This is a genomic window from Vagococcus sp. 211 (genome assembly GCF_056322705.1).
Genome location: NZ_CM150475.1, coordinates 644,813 through 661,880, shown reverse-complemented (window position 1 = coordinate 661,880; position 17,068 = coordinate 644,813). Strand labels below are relative to the sequence as shown.

General features: G+C 39.4%; 13 protein-coding genes, 13 tRNA genes and 3 rRNA genes. 1 reads left to right on the top strand and 28 read right to left on the bottom strand.

Features of this window, described 5'->3' with window-relative positions:
• Nucleotides 1-10 precede the first annotated feature (10 nt).
• The 28 genes from ACVWM0_RS03320 to lspA all read right to left on the bottom strand — a co-directional run bounded on the left by ACVWM0_RS03320 (nucleotide 11) and on the right by lspA (nucleotide 16,614).
• Complete coding sequence (locus tag ACVWM0_RS03320; RefSeq protein WP_476473212.1) at nucleotides 11-628, bottom strand: lysozyme family protein; 618 nt, start codon at nucleotides 626-628, stop codon at nucleotides 11-13.
• Between the two features lie 125 nt (nucleotides 629-753).
• Complete coding sequence (gene dltD, locus ACVWM0_RS03315) at nucleotides 754-2,010, bottom strand: D-alanyl-lipoteichoic acid biosynthesis protein DltD (protein ID WP_476473211.1); 1,257 nt, start codon at nucleotides 2,008-2,010, stop codon at nucleotides 754-756.
• Nucleotides 2,010-2,243 carry a D-alanine--poly(phosphoribitol) ligase subunit DltC gene (gene dltC / locus ACVWM0_RS03310; protein WP_476473210.1) on the bottom strand — a complete coding sequence of 78 codons (234 nt, stop codon included), beginning with the start codon at nucleotides 2,241-2,243 and terminating at the stop codon, nucleotides 2,010-2,012. Before dltC ends, dltD begins: the two co-directional genes overlap by 1 nt.
• Nucleotides 2,244-2,255: 12 nt before the next feature.
• Nucleotides 2,256-3,479, bottom strand: coding sequence for a D-alanyl-lipoteichoic acid biosynthesis protein DltB (gene dltB / locus ACVWM0_RS03305; protein WP_476473209.1), 1,224 nt, complete (start codon nucleotides 3,477-3,479; stop codon nucleotides 2,256-2,258).
• Nucleotides 3,479-4,978, bottom strand: a complete 1,500-nt coding sequence (gene dltA / locus ACVWM0_RS03300) for a D-alanine--poly(phosphoribitol) ligase subunit DltA (protein ID WP_476473208.1) — start codon at nucleotides 4,976-4,978, stop codon at nucleotides 3,479-3,481. The genes dltB and dltA overlap by 1 nt, the downstream gene beginning before the upstream one ends.
• A gap of 12 nt (nucleotides 4,979-4,990) precedes the next feature.
• Nucleotides 4,991-5,146 (bottom strand): teichoic acid D-Ala incorporation-associated protein DltX, encoded by a 156-nt coding sequence (locus ACVWM0_RS03295; RefSeq protein WP_476473207.1) that lies wholly within the window; start codon nucleotides 5,144-5,146, stop codon nucleotides 4,991-4,993.
• Between the two features lie 203 nt (nucleotides 5,147-5,349).
• On the bottom strand, nucleotides 5,350-5,775 hold the full coding sequence (locus ACVWM0_RS03290; RefSeq protein ID WP_476473206.1) for a DUF4430 domain-containing protein: 426 nt from the start codon (nucleotides 5,773-5,775) through the stop codon (nucleotides 5,350-5,352).
• A gap of 14 nt (nucleotides 5,776-5,789) precedes the next feature.
• On the bottom strand, nucleotides 5,790-6,464 hold the full coding sequence (locus ACVWM0_RS03285) for an ECF transporter S component (RefSeq protein ID WP_476473205.1): 675 nt from the start codon (nucleotides 6,462-6,464) through the stop codon (nucleotides 5,790-5,792).
• Nucleotides 6,445-8,121, bottom strand: a complete 1,677-nt coding sequence (locus tag ACVWM0_RS03280) for an ABC transporter ATP-binding protein (RefSeq protein WP_476473204.1) — start codon at nucleotides 8,119-8,121, stop codon at nucleotides 6,445-6,447. The genes ACVWM0_RS03285 and ACVWM0_RS03280 overlap by 20 nt, the downstream gene beginning before the upstream one ends.
• Nucleotides 8,112-8,846 (bottom strand): energy-coupling factor transporter transmembrane component T family protein, encoded by a 735-nt coding sequence (locus ACVWM0_RS03275; protein ID WP_476473203.1) that lies wholly within the window; start codon nucleotides 8,844-8,846, stop codon nucleotides 8,112-8,114. The genes ACVWM0_RS03280 and ACVWM0_RS03275 overlap by 10 nt, the downstream gene beginning before the upstream one ends.
• 225 nt (nucleotides 8,847-9,071) lie before the next feature.
• Nucleotides 9,072-9,155: transfer RNA gene (locus ACVWM0_RS03270), tRNA-Leu, on the bottom strand.
• Nucleotides 9,156-9,166: 11 nt separating this feature from the next.
• A tRNA-Cys gene (locus ACVWM0_RS03265) sits at nucleotides 9,167-9,237 on the bottom strand.
• 8 nt (nucleotides 9,238-9,245) lie between these two features.
• A tRNA-Gln gene (locus ACVWM0_RS03260) sits at nucleotides 9,246-9,317 on the bottom strand.
• 17 nt (nucleotides 9,318-9,334) lie between these two features.
• Nucleotides 9,335-9,407 (bottom strand) — tRNA-His (locus tag ACVWM0_RS03255).
• Nucleotides 9,408-9,428: 21 nt separating this feature from the next.
• Nucleotides 9,429-9,499: transfer RNA gene (locus ACVWM0_RS03250), tRNA-Trp, on the bottom strand.
• 9 nt (nucleotides 9,500-9,508) lie between these two features.
• Nucleotides 9,509-9,589, bottom strand: a tRNA-Tyr gene (locus ACVWM0_RS03245).
• Between the two features lie 3 nt (nucleotides 9,590-9,592).
• Nucleotides 9,593-9,665: transfer RNA gene (locus tag ACVWM0_RS03240), tRNA-Phe, on the bottom strand.
• A gap of 5 nt (nucleotides 9,666-9,670) precedes the next feature.
• Nucleotides 9,671-9,743: transfer RNA gene (locus ACVWM0_RS03235), tRNA-Asp, on the bottom strand.
• 23 nt (nucleotides 9,744-9,766) lie between these two features.
• A tRNA-Val gene (locus tag ACVWM0_RS03230) sits at nucleotides 9,767-9,839 on the bottom strand.
• Nucleotides 9,840-9,861: 22 nt separating this feature from the next.
• A tRNA-Glu gene (locus tag ACVWM0_RS03225) sits at nucleotides 9,862-9,933 on the bottom strand.
• Nucleotides 9,934-9,953: 20 nt separating this feature from the next.
• Nucleotides 9,954-10,043 (bottom strand) — tRNA-Ser (locus tag ACVWM0_RS03220).
• A gap of 30 nt (nucleotides 10,044-10,073) precedes the next feature.
• Nucleotides 10,074-10,147: transfer RNA gene (locus ACVWM0_RS03215), tRNA-Asn, on the bottom strand.
• A gap of 14 nt (nucleotides 10,148-10,161) precedes the next feature.
• Nucleotides 10,162-10,277, bottom strand: a 5S ribosomal RNA gene (rrf, locus tag ACVWM0_RS03210).
• 80 nt (nucleotides 10,278-10,357) lie between these two features.
• Nucleotides 10,358-13,270: ribosomal RNA gene (locus ACVWM0_RS03205) — 23S ribosomal RNA — on the bottom strand.
• Between the two features lie 197 nt (nucleotides 13,271-13,467).
• A tRNA-Ala gene (locus ACVWM0_RS03200) sits at nucleotides 13,468-13,540 on the bottom strand.
• An 81-nt stretch (nucleotides 13,541-13,621) separates the two neighbouring features.
• Nucleotides 13,622-15,179: ribosomal RNA gene (locus ACVWM0_RS03195) — 16S ribosomal RNA — on the bottom strand.
• Together the 16S, 23S and 5S rRNA genes with 13 tRNA genes alongside form the textbook arrangement of a ribosomal RNA operon.
• A 455-nt stretch (nucleotides 15,180-15,634) precedes the next feature.
• The gene (locus ACVWM0_RS03190; protein WP_476473202.1) at nucleotides 15,635-16,069 is read right to left on the bottom strand and encodes a Fur family transcriptional regulator; all 435 of its coding nucleotides are present in this window, start codon (nucleotides 16,067-16,069) and stop codon (nucleotides 15,635-15,637) included.
• Nucleotides 16,070-16,167: 98 nt separating this feature from the next.
• Entirely contained in the window at nucleotides 16,168-16,614 is a 447-nt protein-coding gene (gene lspA, locus ACVWM0_RS03185; protein ID WP_476473201.1) for a signal peptidase II, read from the bottom strand.
• A 235-nt stretch (nucleotides 16,615-16,849) separates the two neighbouring features.
• Between lspA and ACVWM0_RS03180 the strand changes: the two genes are divergently transcribed.
• Nucleotides 16,850-17,068, top strand: coding sequence for a cold-shock protein (locus ACVWM0_RS03180; RefSeq protein ID WP_476473200.1), 219 nt, complete (start codon nucleotides 16,850-16,852; stop codon nucleotides 17,066-17,068).

Below are 17,068 nucleotides of genomic sequence, written 5' to 3'. Positions count from 1 at the left end.
CCTCACTTTTTTATTTAAACCATTGTATCAATTTCAAATGCCATTTAACGTGATCGGCATAAAACAAGTTTCCTCCATTTTTATAAAGCTTACCGCCATTATAAAAGATGGCTCTAGGTGCTTTATAAAAATAAGTGTCTTTATCTGTATTTCCAAGCATGGGGGCTAAATAATCCTTCGAATACGCTTCTGATAATGCTAATGTATGTTTACCACCATGACCTTTAACATAATCAATGTAGTTAGCCCCGTAATTATACGCCTGAACCGCTGTCCATTTATCACAGCCTTGTTCACTCGCTTCTTTCATTACTTGAGATAAATGCTCTACACCTGAATCAATGCTTTCTTCGCTGGTTGTGATTTGGTTGCTTATACCATAACGACTTTCACTGCTCTGCATGAGGTCCACATGAGCCCCTCGACTCTCTGTATAAATGATGCTTAGTACTAGGTCTGAATGATCCTCCATGCCGTACTTAGCCGTCGTTTCTTTCACTAAAGATTCCCACTGCATGACTTGTTTTACATTTTTTTGTATTTTAACTAGACTAATACCCATAATGACTGAACATAAAAGTAATAAGATCAGTACCACAGATAAAACGGTACGTCGTAATTTTTTCATGATTGGTGATCTTTCACTCCCTATTCAAGATACTCTTATTCTTACATAAGTTATTTGTAGAAGCAATCTTATTCACCATAGTTTCATTCTTTTTTCAACAAAAAAAGCAGAACTTAATATAAGTTCTACTTCATCTCTTTATTTTCCCACGCTTTATCAAGGAATTCTTCTGGCTTCATTTGATAATGTGGTTTATTTTTTTCTGATAAAAAGGCTTGTAAATCTTGATCCATGGCAACCCAACCTCTCCAGCCAATATGAATAGTATCTTCCATAAAGTATGGTTCTGCTCGGCGCTGTGTATAATCAGCAATATGGTTAAACCCTTGTGATTGTAACTGATACGTTATCTTTTTACTAAAAGCATCTAACATATCTGTAGATAGTCCTGTGTACGATGACCATAAAGCATTCACCGGTGGAATAACAAACAACACATCCATATCGTATTTATTGATCGTGTTGAGCACCAACTGAAAATCGCGGTACTCAGGTGAATCTAGAAAATTAAAATCTGCCTGAGAATTCTTTAAATTGCCTTTAATCGGAGCAATTCTACTTGTATAAAAACGATTAATAATTTGGAATTCATTATTATCTGTCGCCTTTACCCCTCTAGCATAAGCTCTTTTATCCAATTCTTCTACTGAATACTCATCTGGAAGATATTTGGTTTTCTTCTCAATCTTATCACTATACGTTTTCAATTTAAAACGGCTAAATAAGTAATCTTGTTTAGACAACATATGATAAGTGTAAGCTTCCTTTTTACGTTCCAGTTTGGTAGGTGCTTCACCTTGTTTTAGTCCTTTTAATGTTGCTTTCATTTCTGTGTCTTTTTTGATACTACTAAAATGCAATAATCGCTTACCTAAATATTGGTCATACTCATCTGGTTTGTCTAAATTCATTAAATATTGATTCATCTGTAATGGAGAATAAAAGTTTGAAAACATCGGATCTGATACCCCGTCTTTAACAAACCATTGAGGAGAAATAATAAAGACTGCTTTTTTTCCTCTTAGATTTTCTCCCATTGAATTCATCATTTGAAAATGAGTCAATGATTGCGTTCCTGGTGCACCTAAAAGAAAAGGTGTGTAATCACGGTCATACTTTTTGGCTAACACCGATGGATGGTACGCATCAAAACGACTTAATTCTGATGAACCAAAGAAAGGAAGATAGTCTCCTGAAGCAACAGCTTCATTTTTCATGACGTTTCCTTTTAACACATTTACCGACATAGATGAGGCTGATTTTTCAATTTCTTCGGCCGTTGGTTTTGAGAACCAGTTAAATGGGGAGTAAATAACCACTGCAATAATCAGTAACGCCGTTAAAAATGGTCCAATAGCAGTAAATAGTTGTTTCTTTGACATTATTTTATAGCTGTTACTTGATCAATAATTTGTTGTGGGGTTCCCCAGGCACTTCTCTCATATTCTGAAACTGGAACAGTAATACCTAGCTGTCCGTCTATTTCTACTAACATTTGAACGGTAGCCATTGAATCTAATAAGCCTTCTTCATACAAATCTAAGTCCATTTGTTCTGATACATCTACCCCTGTTAAGTCTTCTAAAATTTCTAAAATTGTTTGTTTGATTTCCATATTTGACATCTCCTAAATTAAGAATAAGTATTTGAATAATTCATCTAAAAAGCCTGAAAAGATTAAAAAGCTGAAACATACGGCATTAAAGGTTAAGAATACTGAGAAACCGTAAGTCCATTTGTTGCTAGGTAATTGATTTTTGTGTTTTTTCTTATAGCGTAACCAAGCGTCATTGACACATATTAGAATCGCGTGGTAAAGCCCATAAACAATATAGTACCAGGTTAAACCATGCCACACACCCATAATTAGGAATAAAGCAAAGTACCCAACATTAGATGCGACAATGCGACTCTTGAAAACTTTTTTCTTCATCAAAGTAAACATCAGTCTCATGTAAACATAATCTCTAAACCAAAAAGATAGGGACATGTGCCATCTATTCCAAAATTCTTTGATGTTTGGACTAGAGAAGGGCTTGTTAAAGTTTACTGGTGTTTCATAACCTAATAGATAACTTGTTCCAACAGCGAACAAACTGTACCCAGCAAAATCAAAGAATAGATACATACTGTAAACGTACATATAACCAAGGGTTCCTAACAGAACACCATTCTCTGATAAAGCAAACCCTTTAACAAGTGGCAATAACTGGCTGCCTAAAACATAACCAATAATGAATTTATACAAAAAGCCTAAAAAGATAAAATGAATACCTTTACCAAGCATACCTAAGTATTTCTCTTTTTCAGGTGGATTCGTAAAATCTTTCATAAAACGACGGTATCTGTCTAGAGGACCTGAAGAAATGGTTGGGAAAAAGAGTAAGAATTGAATATAATGGCTAAATCGATAATCCTTTATCATACCATCCCTAATCTCCATGATCACTTGAACTGATTTAAAGGTTAAATAAGAATACCCTAAAAAGCCAAAGGTTGTATGCTCCGTCATAAAAGGAGCCACTTTGAAAATAATCATAGGGAGTAAACTTAAAAACACAGATAAGTAAAACCACCCACTAGCATTTTCTTTTTGACGGTATCTAAAATACAGTTCTGTTAACGCGGATTGCCACAAAACATAAATAACTAATGATAGGCCTTGCTTAATGTTAGGTCCCGCAAAGCTCAACCATAAAAATAACACAGTTAATAAATTTTGATACCAGGTTAATCTTTTTCCTTTTAAAGAAACTAAGATGGACGGAATAAACAAGATACCTAGTAATACAAAGTAATATGGTTTTTCATAAGGGGTTAAAAAGGGCACCCACTGGGCTAATAATTCCATTAGGCATTAACCTCACTTATTAACGCTTTTCTATCCACTTTTCCATTAGCTGATAAAGGAAGTGTCTCAACAAACTTAAAGCGTTGTGGCACCATATAATCCATCACACTTTTCGTTAATTCCGACTTCAATTGCTTACTTAGATCTTGTGCCGCTATCTCTTCCTGTTCCCAAACAACATAAGCAATTAATTGTTGAACCTTATGAAATTTATTGTATTTAGGAACAACACACGCATTTCTAACTCCAGGTATCATGCTCAAATGATGATCGATGTCGCCTAATTCAATTCGGTAACCATGCCATTTAATCTGAAAATCTAAACGACCTTTATAAAACAGATAACCCTCTTTTACAAGACCAGCATCACCTGTTTTGTAAGCAGGTTTGCCATCAATTGTTGTAAAGGCTTCTTGTGTTTTTTCTGGATTATTATAGTAACCAATTGACACACCCGGGCCCACAATGATAATTTCACCCATAGACTCATCTGGATCCTCACCTTTGTCGATCACAAGCGTTGTATCAGATTTTACCTTACCTAAAGGTAGACGGTCATACGTATCTAAAATGTCCTGTGTGATTTTGACATTGGTCACAGCAACCGTTGCTTCAGTTGGACCATAAGTATTGTAAATAGCAGCCTCTGGAAAACGTTCCAATAATTTCATGGCTACAAGTCTTGGTAATTCTTCCCCACAAAATTGGAAATTTTCTAGTGTCGGTAGATAATCACTACTAAATTCGGGATTAAGTAAGCAAATTTCTACTAAAGATGGGGTTGAAACCCACACATTTAATTTCATCTCAGGTAATGCTTTAAAAAGCAATGAAAAATTATCTACCGTATCTTTTTCCATTGGTACAAGCGTTCCTTTACTTAATAATCCTGGGTATAAGTCCATGACGGACAAATCAAAAGAAAAAGGAGCTTGACTCAAGAATCGTTGGCCTTCTTTTAATTCGAAATCTGATAGCATCCAATCTGTAAAACTAATGAGGTTGTTATAAGTAATTTGAACGCCCTTTGGCTTTCCGGTAGTACCAGATGTAAAAATTGTATAATAAACATCCTCACCTGATACATAGCAATCAGGGAATTTAGGCTGTTCTTCTGTCATAATCCCATGTAGCTGCTCTAAATCAATCATTTCCTTAGAAGAAAAAGGCCATTCAGCAATGCTTATAACACCTGCTGCTTGAGACTCTTCTACAATCATTTGCACTCTCTCTTTTGGTGTATGATTGTCTACTGGAATATAGTAATGGCCAGCTTTAGTACAGCTCAAAAAGCTAATAATCATTTCTTTTTCTTGACCACCGTACACAACAATTCCTGATTTGTTAGGATAAATTCCTTTTAAATGTGAGGCAATTGCATCTGAATAGCGATCTAATTCTAGATAGGTCAACGTCTCATGACCATTGTCATAGGCAATACGTTCTGGTTCTGTGTTTGCTATATCTTGGATTCTTTCAATGATTTTATTGTGGTTCATGATTAGCTCCTCCTAAAATTGATTGTAGATAAAGGAACCTCCACCTACATGACTGTATTGATATAAATAAATAAGTACAAATAAAATACCTGTATATAAAAGTGTTTTTGCTGTAAAGGATACCCAATATTTAACTGATTCGTTCACTTCAACTTTTTTAAGTTCCATGTCACTCTCTCCCTTGTCTTGATTTCATTTAAATTTTACTCTTTTTTTCAGTAACTTCCATCAAGCATTTGCCGTAAAAAAAGATAGGTCTAAAGTTGTATTTACTTTAGTCCTATCTCATTTTTCGCAATGATACAGGGCTTTACTATACGCAATAAGATCAGTATTTCGTATAATAAACCCTGATTTCACACTTTATTAAGTTATTTACTAGATGATGTTTCTAATTCTAAGGCTGCTAAATTCCAAGTGATAACATCCCCTGGTTGTACCTTATAGTCGTTGGCTCCAACTGTGGCAAACTCTCCATTCACTTCGTATAACCAATATTTTTGAGCCTTAGCATCTTGTTCATGTCCTTCAATGGAAGTAATCATACCATTGTCTTCTTCGATATCTAAATGATCAGCCATAATATCTCCAAGCAATTCGCCTTCTTTAACTGGAACATCTATCTCTTTTATCTCTTTATTATCTTCTTTAATCTCTAAGGTTACACTTTTTTCCTCTTTGACAGATTCAATAATAACCCCTGTACTCGTTGCTGTTTCAACCTTATCGTTATTACCACAACCAACCATGACGCTCATACTTAATGCCAATAATAGGCTCAATTTCATTTTTTTCATTTGTTGTTCTCCTTTTAATGTAATTTATATTTATGTTGTAACTCTTTTATTTTTTCGCCAAATGGAGCTTTTAATACCAGCATAAAAATAACGTTCGACATGCTATAGGTTACCATATATGGAATAGCTGGGACAAGTACTATGAAGTATCTTTTTAAATTAAAATAACCATCAATAGAAAGAACCGTCCAAATATCCATTAATAGTGAGTACATAATTCCAGACACCACAGCCAAGATGATTGTCCCTATGTTGCTCTTTTTTAAGGTCTCTTTCCATAATGGAGCCCCAGAAATGTAACCAATAAGTGAGGTCGTAAACATTTGAAATGGCGTCCAAGGTCCTTGAGTAAAAAAGAAATTCGACATAAATGCTGCTAACATTCCAACAATATAACCTTCTTTTCTACCAAAATAAATCCCGGTAATCATCACTATAGGTATCATAGGACTAACAGAGGGTATGAAAAAAAAGGAAACACGTCCTACAACAGCGATACTTGTCATCACAACAATAATCATAAGTTCTCTGACACTGTGCTGATACTGATTGAATGATATTAATCCTAACCCTAAACTTAATGATATCATCCAAATAGAAGCTAACTGATAATAACCCATTTGATACAACCAAACGAGTAATATTAAGCCTAACAAAAGGAGGGCTACCTTAGTCATTCTTTCCTTCATGAGCGTCTCCTTCTCCAATACAATACCTTTTTAAATCACTCATTGTTACAACATCCTTTAAACGCTGATGAACCACTTTTTTGACCGTTGTTGTAAAAAAATGATGCTTAGAGAAAAAATGAGTGGGTGTTTGCAATGGGGTTAGTTTTTGTTGGAATAACAAAGTACATAAGCTCCCAACCTCAGAAGCAAAGTCCGGGTCATGGGAAGTTATAATCATAGTGATTCCTTGACTTCCTTTTTTTCTTAAAAAACGTTCCACCGTTTCTTTCTTTTTTCTATCTAACCCCTTAGTAGGTTCATCTAATAGAACTAATTGAGGCCTTAATATAAAAACCTTAGATAATGCTACAAGCTGCTTTTCACCATAACTTAAGGTATCTATTTTTCTGTGTTCTAAATATTTCAAGTCCAATTCACTTAATAATTCCTTCATTCTCATTCTTTGTTCGATTAAATGCACCTTATGATACGTCATAACTTCTACAAGATTTTCAGCGACTGTCCCTGAAAAAAGTAACCCACTCGGATTCTGTGGTAAATAACCTATCGTTTCTCCTAGGCAGGTCTCTAATGTCTTTGAAGTCATCCTAACTTGATTCCACCAAATTTTCCCTTGTTTATTTTTTAGAATACCAATGATTACTTTCAATAACGTGGTTTTTCCTGAACCGTTGGCACCGAATAGACAAAGTATGTCTCCTTCTTTTAAGATCAAATCAACCTCTTCTAAAATATAAGTACTTTGTCTATCATACCTAAATGTCAGATTCCTAATCTTAAGTGCCTCTCCTTTAACCTCTTGTTTTTTGTCAATATGACTCACCTTATCTAAGCCCTCTACTTTACTAATAAAGCGTATTCCTTCTTTAATATTAATAGGGACAACCCCTTTTCCCTCTAGTAAATGAAAGATATGAGCCGGTATAGGTAAATAATTTATTCTTTCAGATTGCCAACAATCTTCAGCCACTTTCCTAGGTGTACCTTGTTCAATTATCTGGCCCTCCTTCAATACAATCACTTGATCACAGTGAGCGTATAATAAATCAAGCTCATGTTCTACAATGAGTATCGTTAAATTAAAATCATCATTCAATTTAAATAAGATGTTTAAAAACCGTTCTTTTGATACAGGATCAAGTTGAGCCAAAGGTTCATCTAGTAAAAGAATATCTGGCGCCATAGCAATAATACTCGCTAAATTAACCAATTGTAACTCACCCGTAGATAAACAGCTAAGCTCTCTTGTCATCCAATGACTCATCCCAAAATAGACACTTAACTCAGCGATCCGTTCACTTATTTCTGTTTTACTCTTACCTATGTTTTCCATACCAAAAGCCAATTCAGCTTCTACTGTATCACAAACTACTTGATTTAAGGGGTCTTGAAAAACAAAACCGACTTTTTTAGCAGATTGATTGAGAGTCATGTCTTCAACAGGGCAATCATCTACAATCATAGTTCCTTCTTTAGACCCAAAAGGAAGTAATTCTTTCTTGAAGGATTTCAGTAACGTAGACTTTCCACTTCCTGTTTCTCCTTGAATTAATATAATCTCACCCGCATTCACTTCTAAGTCGATGCTGTCTAAACTTTTTTCTTTTCCATCATTATATGTAAAACTAAATGATTCACACTGAATTATCGCCATTTGTACTCCTCCCATATCATTACTATCAAAGGCAACAACGAATATAAAATTAACAACATATATCCTAGTAAATGAGAAGTAGTTAGTATATCTCCTTTAACTCTTGGATAATAAATCATTTTAAACGTGCCTAAGGATTTAAAATAACCAATCAGTAAAGTTAATATGATAATAACAATAAGAAAGAAGGAATCCTTTTTAGACCATTTTTCAAGTAAATAAGAGGTACGTTTAGAACCTCCGTAACCTCTAGCTAACATAGAATCTGATCGTACCATGGATTGCTCTAAAGCCCAGCCAAATAAAGTAACTAGTATAAGTCCTTCTTTTTTGATCCCACTCAGTTTATTTTTTGAGGTTAACCCTAATGTATAATAACTTTCTGAAATATTCTTTTTCTGTTGCTGGTACATAGTAATAGTCTGAACTAACATAGATAATACTAACCCTAACTTGTTAGAAATCCCTTTAAACAAAGATAAAATCTGCTGGCTTTTTAAAAACAAACTACTAATAACTAACCACATTACCATACTTGCCAACATTATACCGAATGAAATACCATAAATAAACGATTCCAATGTAAAACGATAATGTCCCCATTCGAAAAGAATCGTTCTTCCATAATGAATAAACAATAGATTACTAATCCCTGAAATAATAACTATTAAACTGTAACTATGTAGATACTCCAGCCATTTTCTAAATGGGACTAATACATACAAAGTTACTACTCCTATTAAAAAAAGTAATCCCCTCGTCCAAAGACTGATAGATAGCATAATCATTACAAACATTATAAGAAAATATAGAAAGTACAGAAGAGAATGATGCTTATTCCTTACTATCAACTTTAAATAGCCACCTCACTTTCGTATCATAAGCCACGAAGCATTTATTCTATTTATTTACAAAAAAACACTAACGTAATAAATACGTTAGTGTTAGTATACCGATGGCCGGGGTCGAACCGGCACGACCTTGCGGTCACAGGATTTTGAGTCCAGCGCGTCTGCCAATTCCGCCACACCGGCAAATAATTTAGAGGCGGTAACCGGATTTGAACCGATGATAGAGGTGTTGCAGACCTCTGCCTTACCACTTGGCTATACCGCCAAAATAAACTGGGCTAGCTGGATTCGAACCAACGAGTGACGGAGTCAAAGTCCGTTGCCTTACCGCTTGGCTATAGCCCAATAAAAAAAGAAAAAAAGGCGACTGATGGGAATCGAACCCACGAATGCCGGAGCCACAATCCGGTGCGTTAACCACTTCGCCACAACCGCCATATTAATATTTTTGAAACACAGGGGTAGTAGGACTCGAACCCACGCTGACGGTTTTGGAGACCGTAGTTCTACCACTAAACTATACCCCTTAAGGTTAATGGAGGGGGGCAGATTCGAACTGCCGAACCCGAAGGAGCGGATTTACAGTCCGCCGCGTTTAGCCACTTCGCTACCCCTCCAAATGGCGCAAGACAGAATCGAACTGCCGACACACGGAGCTTCAATCCGTTGCTCTACCAACTGAGCTACTGCGCCTATTACGGTCCCGACGGGATTTGAACCCGCGATCTCCTGCGTGACAGGCAGGCATGTTAACCCCTACACCACGGAACCTTTGTAATATAATAGGATATTAATGGAGGTTGACGGGATCGAACCGCCGACCCCCTGCTTGTAAGGCAGGTGCTCTCCCAGCTGAGCTAAACCTCCAAAAATAATAAATATTAAATTATGACCCGTACGGGAATCGAACCCGTGATACCGCCGTGAAAGGGCGGTGTCTTAACCGCTTGACCAACGGGCCATTTCGTTACTTCTTTTTAACGGAGAGTAAGGGATTCGAACCCTTGAGACAGTTTTTACCGCCTACATGATTTCCAATCATGCTCCTTAGGCCAGCTCGGACAACTCTCCAGATTCATTACCTTATTTCCTTAAAAAGAACTCCGGCAGTAGGACTCGAACCTACGACATCATGATTAACAGTCATGCGCTACTACCAACTGAGCTATGCCGGATAATTATAAAATATGCATGGCGTCGTCCTACTCTCACAAAGGGAAACCCTTCACTACCCTCGGCGCTAAGAAGCTTAACTTCTGTGTTCGACATGGTTACAGGTGTGTCCTTCTTGCCATCGACACCACACTTATTTTATAACTGAGTGATTATTCACTCAAAACTGGATTTGAAGTTATCTTTCAACATAATTGTCCACCGCTTAAATCTTGGTTAAGTCCTCGACCGATTAGTACTAGTCCGCTCCGTACATCACTGCACTTCCACTTCTAGCCTATCTACCTGATCATCTCTCAGGGGTCTTACTTTCTTAAAGAAATGGGAAATCTCATCTTGAGGGGGGCTTCACGCTTAGATGCTTTCAGCGTTTATCCCTTCCACACATAGCTACCCAGCAATGCCCTTGGCAGAACAACTGGTACACCAGAGGTGTGTCCATCCCGGTCCTCTCGTACTAAGGACAGCTCCTCTCAAATTTCCAACGCCCGCGACGGATAGGGACCGAACTGTCTCACGACGTTCTGAACCCAGCTCGCGTGCCGCTTTAATGGGCGAACAGCCCAACCCTTGGGACCGACTACAGCCCCAGGATGCGACGAGCCGACATCGAGGTGCCAAACCTCCCCGTCGATGTGAACTCTTGGGGGAGATAAGCCTGTTATCCCCAGGGTAGCTTTTATCCGTTGAGCGATGGCCCTTCCATGCGGAACCACCGGATCACTAAGCCCGACTTTCGTCCCTGCTCGAGTTGTAGCTCTCGCAGTCAAGCTCCCTTCTGCCTTTGCACTCTACGAATGATTTCCAACCATTCTGAGGGAACCTTTGGGCGCCTCCGTTACTCTTTAGGAGGCGACCGCCCCAGTCAAACTGTCCATCTGACACTGTCTCCCGCCACGATAAGTGGCGCGGGTTAGAATGGTCATAACACAAGGGTAGTATCCCACCATTGCCTCCTTCGAAACTAGCGTTCCGAGCTCTACGGCTCCTACCTATCCTGTACATGTGTCACAAACATTCAATATCAAACTACAGTAAAGCTCCATGGGGTCTTTCCGTCCTGTCGCGGGTAACCTGCATCTTCACAGGTACTAAAATTTCACCGAGTCTCTCGTTGAGACAGTGCCCAAATCGTTACGCCTTTCGTGCGGGTCGGAACTTACCCGACAAGGAATTTCGCTACCTTAGGACCGTTATAGTTACGGCCGCCGTTTACTGGGGCTTCAATTCTGAGCTTCGCTATTGCTAACCCATCCTCTTAACCTTCCAGCACCGGGCAGGCGTCAGCCCCTATACGTCATCTTTCGATTTTGCAGAGACCTGTGTTTTTGATAAACAGTCGCTTGGGCCTATTCACTGCGGCTAAACTTGCGTTTAGCACCCCTTCTCCCGAAGTTACGGGGTCATTTTGCCGAGTTCCTTAACGAGAGTTCTCTCGCTCACCTTAGGATTCTCTCCTCGACTACCTGTGTCGGTTTGCGGTACGGGCCGTTTAATTCTAACTAGAAGATTTTCTTGGCAGTGTGATATCAGGACTTCGGTACTATATTTCCCTACTCATCACAACTTGTCCTTAAAAGTAAAAGCATTTGACTCTTACTAAGACTTGTTGCTTGAACGCACATATCCAACAGTGCGATCCTTTAACCTCCTGCGTCCCTCCATTGTTCAAACAAATCAAACGGGTACAGGAATCTCAACCTGTTGTCCATCGCCTACGCCTGTCGGCCTCAGCTTAGGTCCCGACTAACCCTGGGAGGACGAGCCTTCCCCAGGAAACCTTAGTCATTCGGTGGACAGGATTCTCACCTGTCTTTCGCTACTCATACCGGCATTCTCACTTCTAAGCGCTCCACCAGTCCTCACGATCTGGCTTCAACGCCCTTAGAACGCTCTCCTACCATAGAACCTAATGGTTCTATCCACAGCTTCGGTAATATGTTTAGCCCCGGTACATTTTCGGCGCAAGGGCACTCGACTAGTGAGCTATTACGCACTCTTTAAATGGTGGCTGCTTCTGAGCCAACATCCTAGTTGTTTGTGCACCCTCACATCCTTTTCCACTTAACATATATTTTGGGACCTTAGCTGGTGGTCTGGGCTGTTTCCCTTTCGACAATGGATCTTATCACTCACTGTCTGACTCCCGGATATAAATGAATGGCATTCGGAGTTTATCTGAATTCGGTAACCCTAGATGGGCCCCTAGTCCAAACAGTGCTCTACCTCCATCATTCTTAATTCCGAGGCTAGCCCTAAAGCTATTTCGGAGAGAACCAGCTATCTCCAAGTTCGTTTGGAATTTCTCCGCTACCCACACCTCATCCCCGCACTTTTCAACGTACGTGGGTTCGGTCCTCCAGTGTGTTTTACCACACCTTCAACCTGGACATGGGTAGGTCACATGGTTTCGGGTCTACGACTACATACTAATTCGCCCTATTCAGACTCGCTTTCGCTACGGCTCCGCTTCTTCAGCTTAACCTCGCATGCAATCGTAACTCGCCGGTTCATTCTGCAAAAGGCACGCCATCACCCATTAACGGGCTTTGACTTCTTGTAGGCACACGGTTTCAGGTTCTATTTCACTCCCCTTCCGGGGTGCTTTTCACCTTTCCCTCACGGTACTGGTTCACTATCGGTCACTAGAGAGTATTTAGCCTTGGGAGATGGTCCTCCCGGATTCCGACGGAATTTCTCGTGTTCCGCCGTACTCAGGATACTCATAGGTGTGTTGTCAATTTCGTCTACAGGGCTTTTACCCTCTTCGGCTGACCTTTCCAGGTCGATTCGACTATTCACAACAGCTACCACAGCTGAGTCCTACAACCCCAACAAGCAAGCTTGTTGGTTTGGGCTGTTTCCGTTTCGCTCGCCGCTACTAAGGAAATCGATTTTTCTTTCTCTTCCTGCAGGTACTTAGATGTTTCAGTTCTCTGCGTCTACCTCTAACAAGCTATGTATTCACTTGAAAGTAACATCCTATTAAAGATGCTGGGTTCCCCCATTCGGAAATCTCTGGATCATAGCTTACTTACAGCTCCCCAAAGCATATCGGTGTTAGTCCCGTCCTTCATCGGCTTCTAGTGCCAAGGCATCCACCGTGCGCCCTTATTCACTTAACCTTTTCTAACCTACGGTTAGATTGTATTACTAATTTTTATCAATAGTTAGATAGCGATATCTAATCTATCGACACATTTCACAGTAGTTTTTAAAAAACAACTGTTCAACGCGGTGTTCTCGGTTTATGTTGATGTCTAACTTCAACTATCCAGTTTTCAATGAACAAATCAAATTGATGACACAAAAAAATCATCAATGGAGCCTAGCGGGATCGAACCGCTGACCTCCTGCGTGCAAGGCAGGCGCTCTCCCAGCTGAGCTAAGGCCCCGGGATGAATAATAATGAGAGTAGACCTCTCAAAACTGAACAAAGTAAGTAACGGCCAATGTGTTTCCGTAATATTCCTTAGAAAGGAGGTGATCCAGCCGCACCTTCCGATACGGCTACCTTGTTACGACTTCACCCCAATCATCTATCCCACCTTAGGCGGCTGGCTCCCGAAGGTTACCTCACCGACTTTGGGTGTTACAAACTCTCGTGGTGTGACGGGCGGTGTGTACAAGGCCCGGGAACGTATTCACCGTGGCATGCTGATCCACGATTACTAGCGATTCCGGCTTCATGTAGGCGAGTTGCAGCCTACAATCCGAACTGAGAACAGCTTTAAGAGATTAGCTAAACCTCGCGGTCTCGCAACTCATTGTACTGTCCATTGTAGCACGTGTGTAGCCCAGGTCATAAGGGGCATGATGATTTGACGTCATCCCCACCTTCCTCCGGTTTATCACCGGCAGTCTCGCTAGAGTGCCCAACTAAATGATGGCAACTAACAATAAGGGTTGCGCTCGTTGCGGGACTTAACCCAACATCTCACGACACGAGCTGACGACAACCATGCACCACCTGTCACTTTGTCCCCGAAGGGAAAGCTCTATCTCTAGAGTGGTCAAAGGATGTCAAGACCTGGTAAGGTTCTTCGCGTTGCTTCGAATTAAACCACATGCTCCACCGCTTGTGCGGGCCCCCGTCAATTCCTTTGAGTTTCAACCTTGCGGTCGTACTCCCCAGGCGGAGTGCTTAATGCGTTAACTGCAGCACTGAAGGGCGGAAACCCTCCAACACTTAGCACTCATCGTTTACGGCGTGGACTACCAGGGTATCTAATCCTGTTTGCTCCCCACGCTTTCGAGCCTCAGCGTCAGTTACAGACCAGAGAGTCGCCTTCGCCACTGGTGTTCCTCCATATATCTACGCATTTCACCGCTACACATGGAATTCCACTCTCCTCTTCTGCACTCAAGTCTCCCAGTTTCCAATGACCTTCCTCGGTTGAGCCGAGGGCTTTCACATCAGACTTAAAAGACCGCCTGCGCTCGCTTTACGCCCAATAAATCCGGACAACGCTTGCCACCTACGTATTACCGCGGCTGCTGGCACGTAGTTAGCCGTGGCTTTCTGGTTAGATACCGTCAAGGTGGGAACAGTTACTCTCCCACTTGTTCTTCTCTAACAACAGAGTTTTACGATCCGAAAACCTTCTTCACTCACGCGGCGTTGCTCGGTCAGACTTTCGTCCATTGCCGAAGATTCCCTACTGCTGCCTCCCGTAGGAGTCTGGGCCGTGTCTCAGTCCCAGTGTGGCCGATCACCCTCTCAGGTCGGCTATGCATCACGGTCTTGGTAGGCCATTACCCCACCAACTAACTAATGCAGCGCGGGCCCATCCATCAGTGACACCGAAGCGTCTTTTATCATCTTCTCATGCGAGAAAACGAATTATGCGGTATTAGCACCTGTTTCCAAGTGTTATCCCCCTCTGATGGGCAGGTTGCCCACGTGTTACTCACCCGTCCGCCACTCAACTATTTTCGGTGGAGCAAGCTCCGGTGAAAATAGTTGCGTTCGACTTGCATGTATTAGGCACGCCGCCAGCGTTCGTCCTGAGCCAGGATCAAACTCTCAATAAAAGTTATGATAACATCCGAAGATGTTTAGCTCATTTTAAAACTTGCTAGCGATATTTCTTCACTATAATAATTCTGGTTATTTTTACTTTCGTAAAAACACCTACACATTTGGTTCGTCTTACTTTGTTCAGTTTTCAAAGGTCTAAATCAAGTTGTTTTAGCAACTCATTTATCTTAACATTTCGTTTAGATGTTGTCAAGAACTTTTTTAAAAATATTTTTTATTTTTTAAAAGTTGTTTTCAAGGAGTTTTGTTATTTAATTTTAACTGACTTCTTGCTGACTTAGTTATAATATCAAAGTTTCAATAACAAGTCAAGAACTTTTTTGAAAATATTTTTCGTTATTTAATTTGCCGTTTGTTTTCAACGACATGTATTAATATATCAACTCTTGAATAAAAATGCAAGTACTTTTTTGAAAAAAAATAAAAAAGTAGCAATTATTTCTAATTGCTACTTTTGTTTACTTTGACATTCCGGACATATGCCATACAGTTCAAGCCTATGATCTCTTATTTTAAAGCCAGTTAACTGTTCAGTCGCTGCTTCTACATCCTCTAATCCAGGATAATGAATATCAACTACTTTCCCGCATTCATCACATAAAGCATGATAATGTTTGCTTGAAGCAAAATCAAAGCGGCTTGAAGCGTCCCCATAAGCCATTTCTATGACAAAACCAATTTCTGTAAATAGTCGTAAGTTATTATAAACAGTAGCAACACTCATATTAGGAAAACGATGTTCCAAGTGTTTGTATATTTCATCTGCGGTTGGATGACTGTCCGCTTCTATCAAATACTCTAAAATAGCATATCTTTGAGGCGTGATTCTTATATTTGAATCTTTTAGTTTTTGTACAGCCTCTTCTACAACGTGATTAGTCATAAGACATCTTCCTTGCGTTTTATTTATACTTGTATTCTACTACATTAACATCATAATTAGCAAGGAACCATTCTTATTTTAAAAAGACTCTTCTTTGTTTACTTTTTATCTTCGAAGAACAAGATATAAACAAAGAGACAACCTACTCCCACACATAAAAAGATATCTGCTATGTTAAAAATCGGAAAGTTAATAAATTCAAATTGAAACATATCAACAACAAAGCCTTGTTTCACTCGATCAATAAAATTCCCTAAGGTCCCTCCGATAATCAAACTTAGGCCAATCGTTAACCACTTACTGTTAAAACGGTTCTTATATAGTAGGAAACTAAAAATACCTAAAGCAATCACTGTAATAATATAGAAAAACCACATCTTTCCTTCTAATATACTCCAGGCAGCGCCACTATTTCTTATGTGCGTTAATGTCATTACTCCATTACTTCCTAAAACATCATAAAGCGGTACGTTTCCTTCTATCCACCACTTCACCCATTGATCTAATCCAACAGAAAGAGCAATTAATACTATATAATATATCATCTCGAGCTTTCCTTTCTTATTTAAAAATAGGAGTTATTGTCTTTACTAACCTTAACTGTTTTACTATATCACTTTCCGATTCGTAAGAGAACCATAATTTCATCTTCTAATATGTTTTAACTAAGTTCCTTTTTGAGTAGTCTCTTTACTTAATGTTTGATATATGTTTGACCTTATATTTTTTAGAACGTATAATAGAGGGGAGCATAGCAAAAAACCATTGGAGGAATGTAAAATGACTAACGGTATTGTAAAATGGTTTGACGTCAAAAAGGGGTACGGTTTTATAATATATGGAGAAGATGAAGAAGTCTTTGTTCATTTTACAGCAATTGATCAAGAAGGTTTTAAAACATTGTTTGAAGGACAACAAGTGACATTTGAAATTAAAGAAGGTTCAAGAGGTGCTCAAGCCTCTCATGTAAAAGTAATTGAAACAAAAAGTGTTGACTAA